17 protein-coding genes are annotated in these 15,931 nt (G+C 54.0%); 8 read left to right on the top strand and 9 right to left on the bottom strand.

Annotated features, from left to right (window positions below; genetic code table 11):
* Positions 1-68: 68 nt before the first annotated feature.
* The 8 genes from preA to J4645_RS09480 all read right to left on the bottom strand — a co-directional run bounded on the left by preA (position 69) and on the right by J4645_RS09480 (position 7,050).
* On the bottom strand, positions 69-1,304 hold the full coding sequence (gene preA / locus J4645_RS09515) for an NAD-dependent dihydropyrimidine dehydrogenase subunit PreA (RefSeq protein WP_000956095.1): 1,236 nt from the start codon (positions 1,302-1,304) through the stop codon (positions 69-71).
* On the bottom strand, positions 1,298-2,539 hold the full coding sequence (locus J4645_RS09510; protein ID WP_001136398.1) for an NAD(P)-dependent oxidoreductase: 1,242 nt from the start codon (positions 2,537-2,539) through the stop codon (positions 1,298-1,300). Before J4645_RS09510 ends, preA begins: the two co-directional genes overlap by 7 nt.
* Positions 2,540-2,743: 204 nt before the next feature.
* Positions 2,744-2,989, bottom strand: a complete 246-nt coding sequence (locus J4645_RS09505) for a DUF2542 family protein (RefSeq protein ID WP_000605187.1) — start codon at positions 2,987-2,989, stop codon at positions 2,744-2,746.
* A complete protein-coding gene (sanA, locus tag J4645_RS09500) occupies positions 2,986-3,705 on the bottom strand; it encodes an outer membrane permeability protein SanA (protein ID WP_000920081.1) in 720 nt (239 codons plus the stop codon). Before sanA ends, J4645_RS09505 begins: the two co-directional genes overlap by 4 nt.
* 176 nt (positions 3,706-3,881) lie before the next feature.
* The gene (gene cdd, locus J4645_RS09495) at positions 3,882-4,766 is read right to left on the bottom strand and encodes a cytidine deaminase (protein WP_000553526.1); all 885 of its coding nucleotides are present in this window, start codon (positions 4,764-4,766) and stop codon (positions 3,882-3,884) included.
* 153 nt (positions 4,767-4,919) lie between these two features.
* A complete protein-coding gene (locus J4645_RS09490) occupies positions 4,920-5,615 on the bottom strand; it encodes a CidB/LrgB family autolysis modulator (RefSeq protein ID WP_000989296.1) in 696 nt (231 codons plus the stop codon).
* Positions 5,612-6,010: a CidA/LrgA family protein gene (locus J4645_RS09485; RefSeq protein WP_000045719.1), complete on the bottom strand. Its 399-nt coding sequence runs from the start codon at positions 6,008-6,010 to the stop codon at positions 5,612-5,614. Before J4645_RS09485 ends, J4645_RS09490 begins: the two co-directional genes overlap by 4 nt.
* A gap of 131 nt (positions 6,011-6,141) precedes the next feature.
* Positions 6,142-7,050, bottom strand: a complete 909-nt coding sequence (locus tag J4645_RS09480) for a LysR substrate-binding domain-containing protein (RefSeq protein ID WP_000024658.1) — start codon at positions 7,048-7,050, stop codon at positions 6,142-6,144.
* A 125-nt stretch (positions 7,051-7,175) separates the two neighbouring features.
* Between J4645_RS09480 and J4645_RS09475 the strand changes: the two genes are divergently transcribed.
* The 6 genes from J4645_RS09475 (at position 7,176) to dusC (ending at position 13,208) form a co-directional block, all read left to right on the top strand.
* Positions 7,176-8,534, top strand: coding sequence for an aromatic acid/H+ symport family MFS transporter (locus J4645_RS09475; protein ID WP_000194217.1), 1,359 nt, complete (start codon positions 7,176-7,178; stop codon positions 8,532-8,534).
* A gap of 11 nt (positions 8,535-8,545) precedes the next feature.
* Positions 8,546-9,583 (top strand): gentisate 1,2-dioxygenase, encoded by a 1,038-nt coding sequence (gtdA, locus tag J4645_RS09470; RefSeq protein WP_001289857.1) that lies wholly within the window; start codon positions 8,546-8,548, stop codon positions 9,581-9,583.
* 15 nt (positions 9,584-9,598) lie between these two features.
* Positions 9,599-10,300, top strand: a complete 702-nt coding sequence (locus J4645_RS09465) for a fumarylacetoacetate hydrolase family protein (RefSeq protein ID WP_000170621.1) — start codon at positions 9,599-9,601, stop codon at positions 10,298-10,300.
* Positions 10,301-10,308: 8 nt separating this feature from the next.
* Entirely contained in the window at positions 10,309-10,953 is a 645-nt protein-coding gene (gene maiA / locus J4645_RS09460; RefSeq protein ID WP_000781183.1) for a maleylacetoacetate isomerase, read from the top strand.
* A 14-nt stretch (positions 10,954-10,967) separates the two neighbouring features.
* Entirely contained in the window at positions 10,968-12,161 is a 1,194-nt protein-coding gene (locus tag J4645_RS09455; protein WP_000150103.1) for a 3-hydroxybenzoate 6-monooxygenase, read from the top strand.
* 108 nt (positions 12,162-12,269) lie between these two features.
* Entirely contained in the window at positions 12,270-13,208 is a 939-nt protein-coding gene (gene dusC, locus J4645_RS09450) for a tRNA dihydrouridine(16) synthase DusC (protein WP_001264834.1), read from the top strand.
* Positions 13,209-13,265: 57 nt separating this feature from the next.
* On the opposite strand, the gene yohP is transcribed toward dusC, so the two are convergent.
* Complete coding sequence (gene yohP / locus J4645_RS09445; protein ID WP_000698460.1) at positions 13,266-13,349, bottom strand: small membrane protein YohP; 84 nt, start codon at positions 13,347-13,349, stop codon at positions 13,266-13,268.
* A 317-nt stretch (positions 13,350-13,666) separates the two neighbouring features.
* Here yohP and mdtQ point away from each other — a divergent pair, with 317 nt between their 5' ends.
* The gene (gene mdtQ / locus J4645_RS09440; protein WP_001081457.1) at positions 13,667-15,103 is read left to right on the top strand and encodes a multidrug resistance outer membrane protein MdtQ; all 1,437 of its coding nucleotides are present in this window, start codon (positions 13,667-13,669) and stop codon (positions 15,101-15,103) included.
* A gap of 65 nt (positions 15,104-15,168) precedes the next feature.
* The gene (locus J4645_RS09435) at positions 15,169-15,930 is read left to right on the top strand and encodes an SDR family oxidoreductase (protein WP_000169608.1); all 762 of its coding nucleotides are present in this window, start codon (positions 15,169-15,171) and stop codon (positions 15,928-15,930) included.
* Position 15,931 lies beyond the last annotated feature (1 nt).

Genomic DNA, 15,931 nt, shown 5'->3' with positions numbered 1-15,931 from the left:
AGACCTATTGCCTTGCTTATCAGATAACCCGGCGCAGCGAAACTGCGCGCCGGGCTTCATACCGCGAGCTACAGCGTTAACGCGTGCTCTTTTTCGCCTTTTTTAAATTTGACCTCGCCTAAATCAATACAGGCGACCGGGCAGACATGACCGCACAGCAGACAACCGACGCATTTTTCCGTATTGCAATGCGGCGTGCGGCTGTGTTCATCCCACTCCATCGCCTGATGACCGCCGTCATAGCAGGAGATATAGCAACGTCCGCAGCCGACGCATTTCTCCTGATTAATCCGCGGATAGACGATATAGCTGCGATCCAGGTCTTCCGCCGGGATAATATTGCCATTCGCCAGCCCGATCATCTCCTGTAATGAGGCAAATCCCTGATCGGCCAGATAGTGGCTGAGGCCGCTCGCCATATCTTCTACAATGCGGTAACCGTATTGCATAATGCCTGTCGTCACCTGTAGGGTCGCCGCGCCCAGCAGCAGAAATTCGGCAGCGTCTTCCCAGGTTTCAATGCCGCCGATACCGCTAATCGGGAAATCGCGCAGTTCAGGGTGCATTCGCAACTGCTGGATAAAACGCAGCGCAATGGGTTTCACCGCTTTTCCTGAATAACCGGAGATGCTGGATTTACCGTTAACCACCGGCATCCCGATTTTGCGGTTCAGGTCGATGTTAGTAATGGATTTCACGGTGTTGATGGTGGCGATACCGTCGGCTCCGCCGCGTTTGGCGGCCAGCGCGACTTCGCACATATCGCCAATATTCGGCGTCATTTTCGCCAGCATTGGCAAAGATGAACCGCGTTTTACGGCGCGGCAGTATTTTTCAACCAGCTCCGGGCTTTGCCCTACATCGCTTCCCATGGCGTGCGAGGTCATCTGCGGGCAAGAGAAGTTACACTCAATCATATCCGCGCCGGCTTCTTCAACCAGACGCGCCAGTTCCTGCCACTGCTGCTCATTTTCCCCCATGATGGAAGCAATCAGCACCTTATCCGGATAATCCTGTTTTAGCCGTCGAATGGCGGCCAGGTTCTCTTCCAGCGGATGCTCAGCAATTTGCTCCATGTTTTTGAAACCAATAAAACCGGTATCTTCTTTCGTCAGGTGGTCAAAACGTGGAGAGACTTCGTTGGCAATAAAAAAACCAATGGTTTTAAAAACGATCCCGCCCCAGCCGGTATCATAGGCTTTGGCGCACATCTCATAACAATTGCCTACCGGAGAAGAAGAAAGACAAAACGGATTGGGAAACTTAACGCCGCAAAAGGTAACAGACAAATCTTTTGTTAACATGAGCAGGCCTCCTCTAAATAATGATGAATAGCCTGAGCGGCTTCTTTTCCGGTTTTTACCGCATAAACGACGGTCTTATCGCCTTTAACAATATCGCCAGCGGCAAAGATCGCCGGGTCGTCGGTTTGATAATTGTGCGTGTCGATAATATTATGCTGCGCTTTTATCTCCGCAAAGGTATCCAGTCGCGCGTGCTGACCCACGGCCAAAATAATATTTTCCGCTTCCAGCGTCAGTTCTCCTGAGTGGCGTACATGGTGGAAGGTCACTTTATTTCCGCTGACGGCGACAGGCGTAAAACCATCAATAATCGATACGCCTAATGCCTGCGTGCTGGTAAATTCTTTTTCGCTGGCGGGGAATTCGGCTAATTCTTCCCGCGCCACGCAGGTGACGGAAGGACAGCCGAGAATTTTTAACGTACTGGCGACATCCATCGCTACGTCGCCGCCGCCAATAATTAATGCGCTACGCGGAACGCTAATATCGCCGTCGGCCTGACGGGCGCGCTGTAAAAAATCAACGGCAATCTCTACGTGACTGGCTTGCTCAAATAACGGTAAATCAGATCCATAGGACATCCCGATGGTCATCAGCACGGCGCGATATTCGGCTTTGAGTTGCGCAAGCGATAGCGACCCGCCCACGTCACAATTACATTTAATATTGACGCCCATTTCTACAATGCGGGCAATTTCCTGATCGAGTACGCTTTGCGGCAGACGAAATGCCGGGATGCCGTGACGCAGCCATCCGCCGGGCTGCGGCTGTTTTTCGTAAATGGTGACGTCATAGCCTAAATGCGTTAGCGTCACGCTTGCCTGCAAACCTGCCGGACCCGCGCCAATAATCGCGACTTTCCCGCGTGTTTTACTCCCGGGCTGATAAATCTGCATGGCAGTCTGCTGTTCAAAATCGGTAATAAAACGTTGCAGGCGTGCAATATCAATAGGTTTATCTATTCCGGAACGTGTACATCCGCGCTGGCACAATTTTTCCGTCGGACAGACTCTGGCGCAGACGGCGCCAAGCGCGTTATTTTCCCGGATAGTTTCCGCTGCGCCTTTAAAATTGCGAAAGTAAATAGAACGAATAAATTTCCCCGGATCGGTTTGCGCCGGGCAAGCCTGACTACAGGGCGCATCGTGACATAATAAACAACGGGAAGCCTCTTTTATTGCCAGTAATGGCGTAAAACCAGGCGTGAGTTCATCCAGATAATTTTGTTGCGGCATATAATCTTCCTTAATGCTTGAATAAATTAAGGCGAAACGCAAATAACGCGTTTTAATGATCCAAAATCTACCGCCAGCCTAAGCATTGAAAGAAGGGTATTCTGTGAAAGAATTCACAAAAAAATGAAACCAGAATGCAAAACAGCATTTGTTCCTTATATCATAATAATAACTATTCTCAATTTTAAAGGAGTAATAAATAGATTAACGATAAAAAAGAAGATAAATAATCATTCCAGTAAATAAAAAACCGCAACCGGTATAAAGAAAAAGATAAGACCAATATTGTACGGGATCGGCATGGCGATAAACATAAACCGGTTTTCGCGCATTTTTGACAACTTTATCTACCGCGCCGGTTCGCCAGCCTTTCCAGGCCTCACGGAAGCAAAAAAGCGGGAGTAGCAGAAAGGCTAATATGACAAATATCGTCTGTACATCCATGATCATTTCCCTTTTTTCTTTTCCAGTTCAAGCAATTGTTCCGGCGTAACGGCCGGATACCCCTGGGCGTCATTCGGCACCTGATGCTGCGTGGGAATAGGTACCAGCGGGCCTAAAAAACGCGGTTCGCGTTTAAAAATATAGAGATCCGCCAGCGCGCTAAAGCGGGCGCCAAATTCGCGCAGGCGCACTGTCAGCATATTTTTGGGCGAAGGTACCGCGTAACACTGCGCCTGAATGCCCATATGCAACGCAATAAACAAGGCGCGTTCGCAGTGGAAGCGCTGAGTGATGATAATAAAGTCGTTGGTATCAAACACTTTGCGGGTACGCACAATGGAGTCAAGCGTACGGAAGCCAGCGTAATCAAGCACAATGTCCGCAGGATCGACGCCCGCCGCGATAAGGTCTTTGCGCATGGTCATCGGTTCGTTATAGCTTTGCAGGGCATTGTCGCCGCTGAGCAGCAGGTAATTGACTTTACCGCTATTGTAAGCGTTTAACGCGCCCTGAATACGGTAACGATAGTACTGATTAATGACACCCTTGCGATAGTATTTGGCCGTCCCTAACACGACGCCAACCTGGCGGTAGGGGAGATCCTGTAGCTCGTCATAGATATAGGGCGCTGTTTTCCAGCTCATCCACCGATCGAGGCCAAGCACCGTCAACAGCAGCAAGCCTACCAGGACCAACAGGCTGTAAAACACGCGCTTTAACATGCAGGAAACTCGATACCAGGATGAAAGTACGATCAGGCTACTGTACCCGAAGACGTAGCGCAAGAAACCGCCGTCTGATTGCGGAGATTTTCAGCATGATTTCCCTTGTATCGGGTCGCGGGAGAGGAGAGTCAGGCCGGATAAGACGCCAGGGCGTCGCTATCCGGCACATTTGCTTAGCCGAGAAGCACGCGGTCAATATTATGGCAACCTAACGCTTTCAGCGTTGCGGCGGTGGCATCCCATTGAATTAATGCCGCATCGCCTTTTTCCGCCAGAATCGCGCGCTGAATATCCGCATAGTCATAGCCATTGAGACTCAGCAGGTTTAGCGCGCCTTGCAGTGGGGGAAGCGTAGGGTTAAAGGCGGCGTTTTCCGCATAGCTGCCGGTGAAAATACGGCCATCTTTACATTCCAGCGCCACGCCGCTCGGTGAGTGGCTATAAGGCATATGGCTCTTATTGGCTGCCGTAATCGCCGCTTGCGTTAGCGTATCGCCCGTTAACGTAAAGCCATGATCCTGCTCGTCCATCAGCAGCGTTTTGATCTCCAGATCTTTTGGCCCGAAAGCGTCAGGCAGATAATCGCGTAACGTATGCGGCGCGCGGCCCGGCAGATGAATGCGCAGATCCAGACCGCTGTTCAGCTCGTTCATAAACTGGCGACAGTGGCCGCAAGGCGTGTAGTTAACGGTGACGGCGGCGAGCCCTTTTTCGCCGCGTAGCCAGGCGTGGCTAATCGCGCTTTGTTCAGCATGCACAGTTTGTTGCATGGTGGCGCCCAGGAACTCCATATTCGCGCCGAAATACCAGTTGCCGCTAACGCCGCGCGCAATCGCGCCGACGTTAAAATGGGACAAATCGGTACGGGCGCAGGCCGCCGCCAGAGGTAACAGTGCGAAAGCCAGCGCGTCTTCGTCCAGTCCCGCCGTATTTTTAAGCGTCGAGACCTGCTCTGCGGTTAGCATGGCGGGAAAATGGTGGTCCGCCAGGATAGGGGCCAGCGCTGATTGCAAATTATCCGCAAGCTGGGCAAAAGCAGTTTGAAAACGTGGATGCATGGCGTTGCCTCATAACAATGTAATGGAACCGTAGTTTACGGGCCTGCTATGTCTTAATATGTGATCTAAATCTCATTGCTTATGCAACTTGTGAAACTTCAATGAAAAATGCGCGACGTATCGCAAATTTTAACCCGGTCTTTTGTCCCGTCGTTAGCGCATTACCGCCAGAATGAGCGGAAACAAAAAGGGCGCTACCAGCGAGGTAATAATGCCGCAGATCACCAGCGCCAGGGAGCTAAACGCGCCTTCCTGGTAATCCAGCTCGGCGCAGCGCGCAGTACCGAGCGCATGTGAGGCGGTCCCCATTGCCAGCCCGCGTGCGGCTTTAGTACGGATGTGCATCGCGTTTAACAGCGTGTGGCCAAACACCGCGCCCAGAATACCGACAAAAATTACGCATACCGCACTGATCGCAGGGATGCCGCCGATGCTGCCGCCCACCGCCATCGCGATAGGCGTAGTCACGGATTTAGGCAGTACCGATGCCGCGATTTCAGGCGTTGCGCCCATCAGCAAGGCAACGGATGTTCCGGTAATCATCGCTACCAGACTGCCGACAAAACAGATGCTAATAATGGATTTCCAACGCGCGCGAATCTGGTGCAACTGTTCATAAAGGGGATAGGCCAGCGCCACCACCGCCGGTTGCAGCAGATCGTTAAGTACTTCGCTGCCTTTGAAGTAGTGCTCGTAGGGAATACCGGTCAGCAACAGAAAAGGAATAATGACTACCATTGCCACCAGCAGCGGATTCAGCAACGGCATTTTAAAATGCGCCGCCAGTCTGCGGGCGGCGAAAAATACCGCCAGCGTCAGCGGTAACGACCACCAGATATATGTCATCATTTTTTCGTTCCCTTCTGCCCAACCACTTTACGCTCACCGTGTATCAGATGTGAACTCCAGCTTACGACCACAAAAACGACCAGCGTACTGATAGCGCAAGAGACCACCACCGGGCCGAATTGCGCGCGCAGTAAGTCAAAATATTGCATGACCCCAACGCCAATCGGCACAAACAGCAACGCCATATAACGAATCAGCACATAACAGCCGGGGTTAACCCACTTTGCCGGCAGAATTTGCAGCGCCAGCAACACAAACAGAATTAACATCCCGATAATGCTGCCGGGAATAGTGATAGGAAGCAGTGATGCAAGAAAAATGCCTGCGTACAAACAGGCATAAATCAATACAAAAGCGCGTATATATTGCCAGATAATATTCAGTGACTTACTCATGTTTAAAGCCCTTGATGAGATGGATTCATCATACAATTAAACGTTAAAACGTGCTACCGATCACATCATGAATTCTTAGCATAGTGGGTATAGACAGCAGGAACATCGGGCAATGCCCCTGGTCGGCGGCGTTAAACCTGGGCTAAAAAATACAAAAAGCGACTCAGGGCCAAAGACGGCGTCTCATTCTTACGCCAGAACATCCCTACGCTGCCTTTTTGCTCAATTTTTGGCAAGTTTAAAATCGCCAGTTGCCCCTGGCTGGCATAGCGTTGCGCCAGCCGTAAAGAAAGAATAGAGATCATATCGCTGCTTTGCAGCAAATTGGTGCTGACGTTCATTGACGCCGATTCAATGGTGTTTTCCGGGAGCATGACGCCGTTATCGACGAGGGCGTTATCAATACTGATGCGAATAGGGGTGCCGGTTGGCCAGACTATCCACCGCCAGTGCGCCAGATCGCTCCAGGCGATCTGCGCTCGCGCGGCCAGCGGATGGTGCGGACGCGCCACAAAGCAGACCGGTTCGGTATAAAGTACCTGATAATTAAGCGGCAGTTGCAGGGCGCGGCCGCCGACACGCCCTACCACCACATCCACCTGACCGGCAAGCAAATCGTGCAGCAGCGGCGTCATTACCTTCTCTTCAATATTCAGATGCAGCGTCGGCATTTCGTTAAGCAGGCTCAGAATCGCCTGTGATACGCAGTCAGTCGCCACGGGCGAACAGCCGATCTTCAGGCTGCCAACCAGGCCGCCCTGCTTGAAACGGGCGATTTCATACTGTGAACGCTCCAGATCGTTAATTAGGCGCTGGGCGTGCTGGAGCAGTAATTTACCGCCTTCCGAGGGCCGTAGCCCTTTACTGTGGCGCTCAAAAAGCGTGATGCCTATCTCATCTTCGAGTTGAGATAACCACTTCGATAGCGCCGGCTGGGAGATATTCATCATCCGGGCGACGTGCGTCAGGTTGCCCTGTTCGCCCAGCGCAACCAGCGTTTGCAGGTGATGTAATTTCAATTTCTGCGCCCAGTTCGCCATTCGCTATAACCTCCAGGTTATGTCTCTGCCTGAAAAGCCATTGTACATTTTATCGCTCACTCTACAAACTCGTAACATAGCAAACATAAAAACAACATCTATCTCCCTGCACTGAGGCATTAGCTATGACTCAACGACGTGATCTACAAGCCCTTATTGATGCCGCGCCCGTCGGCAAAATGCAGTGGCGCGTTATCATCTGCTGTTTTCTGGTGGTTATGCTCGATGGTTTCGACACCGCCGCGATTGGCTTCATCGCCCCGGATATTCGTACTCACTGGCAGCTAAGCGCCAGCGAACTTGCGCCGCTGTTTGGCGCAGGGCTGCTGGGGCTTACGGCCGGCGCGCTGCTATGCGGGCCGCTGGCGGATCGCTTTGGCCGCAAGCGGGTCATTGAGCTTTGCGTGGCGCTATTCGGCGCATTGAGCCTGCTTTCCGCTTTCTCGCCGGATATAGAAACCCTGGTGTTGCTGCGCTTCTTAACCGGTCTGGGACTGGGTGGAGCGATGCCGAATACCATCACCATGACGTCGGAATACCTTCCCGCTCGTCGACGCGGAGCGCTGGTCACGCTGATGTTCTGCGGTTTTACCCTGGGGTCGGCGATGGGTGGGATTGTGAGCGCGCAACTGGTGCCGCTGATTGGCTGGCACGGAATTCTGGCGCTAGGCGGCATCTTGCCTTTGATGCTGTTTTTCGGCCTGTTGTTCGCGCTGCCGGAATCTCCCCGCTGGCAGGTACGTCGCCAACTACCGCAAGCCGTTGTCGCCCGGACGGTCAGCGCCATTACCGGCGAGCGCTATCACGATACGCACTTCTTTCTGCATGAGACGGCAGCCGTCGCCAAAGGCAGTATTCGCCAGCTTTTTGCCGGGCGACAGCTTGTCATTACCCTGATGTTATGGGTGGTGTTCTTTATGAGCCTGCTCATTATCTATCTGCTTTCCAGCTGGATGCCGACGTTACTTAACCATCGCGGTATTGATCTGCAACAGGCGTCGTGGGTGACTGCCGCATTCCAGGTTGGCGGCACGCTTGGCGCGCTGTTACTCGGCGTGTTGATGGACCGGCTTAACCCGTTCCGGGTACTGGCGGTGAGCTATGCGCTGGGCGCGGTTTGCATTGTCATGATAGGCCTGAGCGAAAACGGCCTTTGGCTGATGGCGCTGGCGATTTTTGGTACCGGCATCGGTATTAGCGGTTCCCAGGTAGGGCTGAATGCTCTGACGGCGACGCTGTACCCCACCCAAAGCCGGGCGACGGGCGTGAGCTGGTCGAACGCCATTGGACGCTGCGGGGCGATTGTCGGTTCGCTCTCCGGCGGCATGATGATGGCCCTCAATTTCTCTTTCGATACGTTGTTTTTTGTCATTGCTATTCCGGCGGCTATCAGCGCGGTAATGCTTACCCTGCTGACGGTGGTTGTCCGCCTTTCGATTTCTGTACCTGACGACCTGCCGCGTGCCAGCGTCGTAAACGAATAAGGAGAATCTCCATGTCTGAAATAAATCAGAACGTAAAAGATAGCCGTCAGCAGTATTACCAGCATATTTCCGGGCAGAATCTGACGCCGCTGTGGGAATCGTTACATCACCTGGTACCGCAGACGCCAAACGCCAACTGCGCGCCGGCCTACTGGAATTATCAGGAAATTCGTCCGCTACTGATGGAAAGCGGCAATGTCATTGGCGCGAAAGAGGCGATCCGCCGGGTGCTGGTGCTGGAAAATCCGGCATTGCGCGGTCAGTCGTCGATCACGGCGACCTTATATGCTGGTTTACAGCTGATCCTGCCCGGCGAAGTCGCGCCGAGTCATCGCCATAACCAGTCGGCGCTGCGTTTTATCGTCGAAGGTAAAGGCGCATTTACCGCGGTGGACGGCGAGCGCACGCCAATGCATACCGGCGATTTTATCCTGACGCCGCAGTGGCGCTGGCACGATCATGGTAATCCGGGGTCAGAGCCGGTGGTATGGCTGGATGGTCTGGATCTGCCGTTAGTCAACCTCCTGGGCTGTGGGTTTGCGGAAGACTATCCCGAAGATCAGCAGCCGGTAACGCGAAAAGAGGGCGATTATCTGCCGCGCTATGCAGCGAATATGCTGCCGCTGCGCCACCAGCGCGGGAATTCGTCGCCGATTTTCAACTACCGTTACGACCGCAGTCGCGAGGCGCTGCACGATCTGACCCGTATGGGCGATCCGGATGAGTGGGAAGGTTACAAGCTGCGTTACGTTAATCCCGTCACCGGCGGTTATCCGATGCCGTCAATGGGCGCGTTCCTGCAACTGCTGCCAAAAGGCTTTGCCTCGCGTGTGGCGCGGAGCACCGACAGCACTATCTACCACGTCGTTGAAGGGGCAGGGCAGGTCACTATCGGCAACGAAACTTTTCATTTTTCCGCAAAAGACATTTTTGTGGCGCCGACCTGGCATGAGGTGTCGTTTCGCAGCAGTGAAGACACGGTGTTATTCAGCTTTTCGGACAAGCCGGTTCAGGAAGCCCTGGGGCTGTTCCGCGAAGCACGTTATTAATTAGGGAGAGAGAACATGACCAAATATGTATTCCAGCCGCAGGCCCCGGTGACAGTACCAGTGGCGGGTAGTGATGAGCAGTTTCCGGTACGTCGCGTTTACTGCGTGGGTCGCAACTATGCCGCCCATGCCCGTGAAATGGGCTTTGATCCCGATCGCGAACCGCCGTTCTTCTTTTGTAAACCAGCGGACGCTGTCGTCCCGGTAGCGGCGGGGGATACCCTGGAACTGCCGTATCCGGCGCAGACCGATAACTACCATTATGAAATTGAGCTGGTGGTGGCGATTGGTAAAAAGGGGAGCGATATCCCGCTGGAAAAAGCCCATGAATATGTCTGGGGATACGCCACCGGTCTGGACATGACGCGTCGCGATCGTCAGATGGAAATGCGTCAGATGGGACGCCCGTGGGAAATTGGCAAAGCGTTCGATCTCTCCGCGCCCATTGCGCCATTACACAAAGCCGCTGAAACGCATAATGTGGATAACGCCCCTATTTGGCTACAGGTTAACGGCGAAGACCATCAGCGCAGCGATATTCGTCATCTGATTTGGTCGGTGAATGAAACCATCAGCTATTTGTCCGGCTTCTTTGAATTGCAGCCAGGCGATTTGATTTTCACCGGTACGCCAGAGGGGGTGGGCGCAGTGGTGAAAGGGGATGTCATCACCGGGAACGTAGAAGGTCTGACGCCGATTGCTGTGAAAATTGTCTGAGGTGAACGATGAAGCTGTACAGTTTCTTTAATAGTTCGGCGTCTTATCGTGTACGTATTGCGCTGGCGTTAAAGGGGATTGATTACCAGACGGTGGGCGTCAATATTCGTATCGGCCAGCAGAATGCGCTGGCCTACCGACGGATGAATCCGGTAGGCCTGGTGCCGACGCTGGTCACTGATGATGGCGAATCGTTGGGGCAATCACTGGCCATCGTCGACTGGCTGGACCGACATTTTCCGCAAACGCCGCTGCTGCCGACGAGCGACCCGGCGCGCAGCCAGGCGCTGGAAATTGTCTACGCTATCGCCTGCGATATACACCCAATCAATAACATGCGCGTGTTGCGCTACCTGACCGATGAGCTGAAGGTTAGCGAAGAGGATAAAAAACGCTGGTACGCCCACTGGATACAGCAAGGGTTAAGCGCGGTAGAGCAGCTATTGCGTAAAAGTCAGTCCGGACGATTCTGCGTGGGCGACGCGCCAGGCCTTGCGGACTGCTGCCTGATTCCGCAGTGGGCGAATGCGCTCAGGATGGGCTGCGATTTATCAGGCTATCCGCGCTGTAAAGCCGTTTATGACGCCTGCGTACAGCTACCGGCGTTTATTGCCGCCGCGCCGGAAAATCAACAAGATAAAATCCCGGCCTGAAAAGGAGAATGACCATGACTCACGTGACAAGCGCAATTATTGTAGGTGGCGGAATCGGCGGCGCGGCGACCGCGCTGTCGCTGGCGCGCCAGGGAATAAAAGTCATGCTGTTGGAAAAAGCGCACGAAATTGGCGAGATTGGCGCGGGTATTCAGCTTGGGCCGAACGCTTTTTCGGCGCTGGATAGTCTCGGTGTGGGCGATGTTGCCCGCCAGCGTGCGGTGTTTACCGATCACATTACCATGATGGATGCCGTGAATGCCGAAGAAGTGGTATGCATTGAAACCGGACAGGCGTTCCGCGACCATTTTGGCGGGCCGTATGCGGTAATTCACCGGGTAGATATTCATGCAACGGTATGGGAAGCGGTGCTGACGCACCCTGGCGTGGAGTATCGTACCTCGACCCATATTGTCGATATCCGCCAGACGCCGGATGACGTTACGGTGTTTGATGAGCAGGGAAATAGCTGGACGGCGGATATTCTCGTGGGCTGCGACGGCGTTAAATCGGTCGTGCGGCAAAGTTTACTCGGCGATGCGCCGCGCGTAACGGGGCATGTAGTTTATCGGGCGGTGATTGATTGCGACGATATGCCGGACGATTTACGTATTAACGCACCGGTGCTGTGGGCAGGCCCGCATTGTCACCTGGTCCATTATCCGCTGCGCGGAGGCCAACAGTACAATCTGGTGGTGACATTCCACAGCCGCCAGCAAGAAGAGTGGGGCGTGAAAGACGGCAGTAAAGAAGAGGTGCTCTCTTATTTTGCCGGTATTCATCCCCGCCCGCGCCAGATGCTGGATAAGCCGACCTCCTGGCGCCGCTGGTCGACCGCCGATCGCGAGCCGGTCGCGAAATGGGGAACCGAGCGTATCACTCTGGTGGGCGACGCCGCGCATCCGGTGGCGCAATATATGGCCCAGGGGGCCTGTATGGCGCTGGAAGACGCCGTCACGCTGGGCAAAGCGCTGGAACGCTGCGACGGCGACGCGCAGCAGGCATTTGCGCTGTATGAGTCGGTGCGTATTCCCCGCACGGCGCGTATCGTCTGGTCTACCCGCGAGATGGGGCGTCTCTATCACGCCGCCGGGGTGGAGCGTCAGGTACGTAATCTGTTGTGGAAAGGAAAATCGCAGGAGGCGTTTTATCGCGGTATCGAATGGCTGTACGGCTGGAAAGAAGATAACTGTCTTGAGCCGCGTTGAGCGCTTTACGTGACGTAGCGTGGCGTTTGCGCCGCCACCCGGCAAAAAGTTTTGCTCATCGCAGAGAGGCGTTATGATAGCGCCTCTTTTTTTGCTGTGGATACCGATATGCGTGTTTTACTGGCGCCGATGGAAGGCGTGCTCGACGCGTTAGTGCGCGAGCTGCTGACCGAAGTGAATGATTACGATCTCTGCATCACCGAATTTGTGCGCGTGGTGGATCAGCTGCTGCCGGTAAAAGTGTTTCATCGCATCTGCCCGGAGTTGCATCATGCCAGCCGCACGCCGTCCGGCACGCCGGTGCGTATTCAGCTTCTGGGCCAGCATCCGCAGTGGCTGGCGGAAAACGCCGCGCGGGCGACGGCGTTGGGATCGTATGGCGTGGACCTGAACTGCGGCTGTCCGTCAAAAGTGGTGAACGGCAGCGGCGGCGGCGCGACATTGCTCAAAGATCCCGAACTCATCTATCAGGGCGCGAAAGCGATGCGGGCCGCGGTACCGTCGCATCTGCCGGTGACGGTAAAAGTGCGTCTCGGCTGGGATAGCGGCGATAGAAAATTTGAAATCGCTGATGCGGTGCAGCAGGCCGGCGCCAGTGAACTGGTGGTGCATGGCCGTACCAAAGCGCAGGGCTACCGCGCCGAGCATATCGACTGGCAGGCGATCGGCGAAATACGCCAGCGTCTGACTATTCCGGTTATCGCGAATGGCGAAATCTGGGACTGGCAGAGCGCGCAGGCATGTATGGCGGCCAGCGGCTGCGATGCGGTGATGATTGGCCGTGGGGCGTTAAATATTCCTAACCTGAGCCGGGTGGTGAAGTATAACGAGCCGCGTATGCCGTGGCCGGAAGTGGTTGCATTATTACAAAAATATACCCGACTGGAAAAGCAGGGCGATACCGGTTTATACCATGTCGCGCGTATTAAACAGTGGTTGGGATATTTACGTAAGGAATATATTGAGGCGACGGAACTCTTTCAGTCGATTCGGGCGTTAAACCGTTCGTCCGAGATTGCGCGGGCGATTCAGGCTATTAAAATCTAATCTCTACAGCGTCCAGAACGTGTGCCGGACAGATACTATCGCTGCCCGGCGCAGGAATCAGAAAATCATCTTAAACACGCCCGTTACCACCAACAGCCCAATCAGAAAAATAATTAAGATTGCCCATAGAAGAATTTTCATTGTTTGTCCCTTTATTGGTAAATACAAACAAAGTATAGGAAAGTATTAAGCCATCTGCTGCTTTGTTGGGCGCGGCGACGTTTAACTCATGAAGGCTGCTGGCGCGTATTGCAGCAAAATCGTTCATTTATTAACGGGTTAATGGGACTTTACATTGAATCATTACATCAAAAAATGTATCAGATGAAATTATTTGCTAATCATATAAATTTCAAAATATGTCTTTTGTTGTCTGATGATGTATTGCCACGCGTAACTAAAAAATAGATCGTCGTAAGACGTACTCTCTGCGCACCTTTTTTTATCAGAACACCTCCATGAATCGTAATTCTTTCCTTGCCGCGACAGCGAGCTTACCGCTTTTTATTTTGCTGGCGGGCTGCGCCCCTATGCACGATACCCGCCAGTCGCTGACCCAGCAGACGCCCTCTTCTCATGTTGATTCCAGCCTGCCGGCGGCATTGAAAAACGGTTGGCCGGATAGCCAGTGGTGGAAGGCGTATCACGATGCGCAGCTTGACGCGCTGATTGATAATGCCATACAGCATTCGCCGGATATGCAGGTGGCTGAACAGCGTATTCAACTGGCGGAAGCGCAGGCGAAAGCGGTTGAGGCGCAGGACGGCCCGCAGCTCGACTTTTCTGCCGACATTGAGCGCCAGCGAATGTCCGCGGAAGGGCTGATGGGGCCATTCGCGATTACCGACCCCGCGGCGGGAACGACCGGGCCGTGGTATACCAACGGTACATTCGGCCTGACGGCGGGCTGGGATCTGGATTTATGGGGGAAAAACCGCGCTGAAGTTACCGCGCGGATCGGGGCGGTCAAAGCGCGCGAAGCGGAGCAGGAGCAGACCCGACAATTGCTGGCAAGCGGCGTGGCGCGACTCTACTGGGAGTGGCAGACGCAGGCGGCGCTGAAAAATGTGCTGATGCAAATCGAGCATGAGCAGCAAAACGTGGTGACGGTAAACCGGGAGCTGTATCAACACGGCATTACTTCTTCTGTTGAAGGGGTCGAGACCGATATCGACGCCAGCAAAACCCAGCAGCAGCTGAATGACGTTAACGGTAAAATGAAGGTTATTGAAGCGCGGCTCAGCGCGTTAACCAATACGCAATCGGCGGCGCTCAAGCTGCGTCAGGTGAGTCTCCCCGCCGTTGAAAGCCAGTTACCGTCGCAACTGGGGTATTCGTTGCTGGCGCGCCGGGCGGATCTACAGGCCGCGCACTGGTACATTGAATCCTCGTTGAGCAGCATTGACGCCGCGAAGGCCGCGTTTTATCCCGATATCAATCTGATGGCTTTTTTACAGCAGGATGCGTTACATCTGAGCGATCTGTTCCGCCATTCCGCACAGCAATATGGCATTACCGGCGGGCTGACGCTGCCGATTTTCGACAGCGGCAGGCTGAATGCCAACCTCGATATCGCCAAAGCGCAAAGCAACCTTTCTATCGCCAACTACAACAAAGCGGTGGTAGATGCGGTTAATGATGTGGCGCGCGCCGCCAGTCAGGTAGAGACGCTGGCGCAGAAAAACCAGCATCAGCAGCAGATTGAGCATGACGCGCAGCGTGTGGTCGGTCTGGCGCAAGCGCGCTTTAATGCCGGCATTATTGCGGGTTCCCGCGTGAGCGAGGCCAAAATCCCGGCACTGCGCGAGCAGTGTAACGGCTTGCTGTTGCAGGGCCAGTGGCTGGATGCCTCCATTCAGCTTACCAGCGCGCTGGGCGGCGGTTATCATTCCTGATTTTTCCGGATGATTCAGACAGGGTTCCTATACTTAGGCTGTGTATGAATCATCCGGAGAGGAATATGACCAAAGTCGCAATTGTAACGGCATCAGATTCGGGAATTGGCAAAGCGTGTGCGTTGTTATTAGCACAAAACGGTTTTGATATTGGTATCACCTGGCATTCCGATGAACGCGGCGCGCAGGAGACGGCGAAAAAAGCGGCGCAGTTTGGTGTGCGGGCAGAGACCATTCATCTTGACCTGAGCCAGTTACCCGAGGGCGCGCAGGCCATTGAACATCTTATTCAGCGCCTGGGGCGCGTTGACGTGCTGGTCAATAATGCCGGGGCGATGACCAAATCCGCGTTTATTGATATGCCGTTTACGCAGTGGCGGCAAATTTTTACCGTGGATGTCGATGGCGCATTTCTCTGCGCGCAGATCGCCGCCCGGCATATGATTAAACAAGGAGAGGGAGGGCGTATTATCAACATCACCTCCGTCCATGAGCATACGCCGCTTCCGCAAGCCAGCGCCTATACCGCGGCGAAACATGCGCTGGGGGGATTGACTAAATCCATGGCGCTGGAACTGATTGAACATCATATTTTGGTCAACGCCGTCGCGCCAGGCGCTATCGCCACGCCGATGAATGATATGGATGACAGCGACATTGAGCCGGGATCGGAACCCTCGATCCCTATCGCCCGACCGGGTTCTACGCATGAAATAGCCAGCCTCGTCGCCTGGCTGTGTTCGGAAGGCGCAAGCTATACCACCGGTCAGTCGCTGATTGTCGACGGCGGGTTTATGCTGGCGAATCCGCAATTCAACGCAAAATAAA

Source organism: Salmonella sp. 32082101201600294FB01SM01, assembly GCF_017572865.1.
Classification (GTDB): Bacteria; Pseudomonadota; Gammaproteobacteria; order Enterobacterales; family Enterobacteriaceae; genus Salmonella; species Salmonella enterica.
Note: the sequence above shows the minus strand (reverse complement) of the source record. Positions and strands in the feature narration are given on the sequence as shown.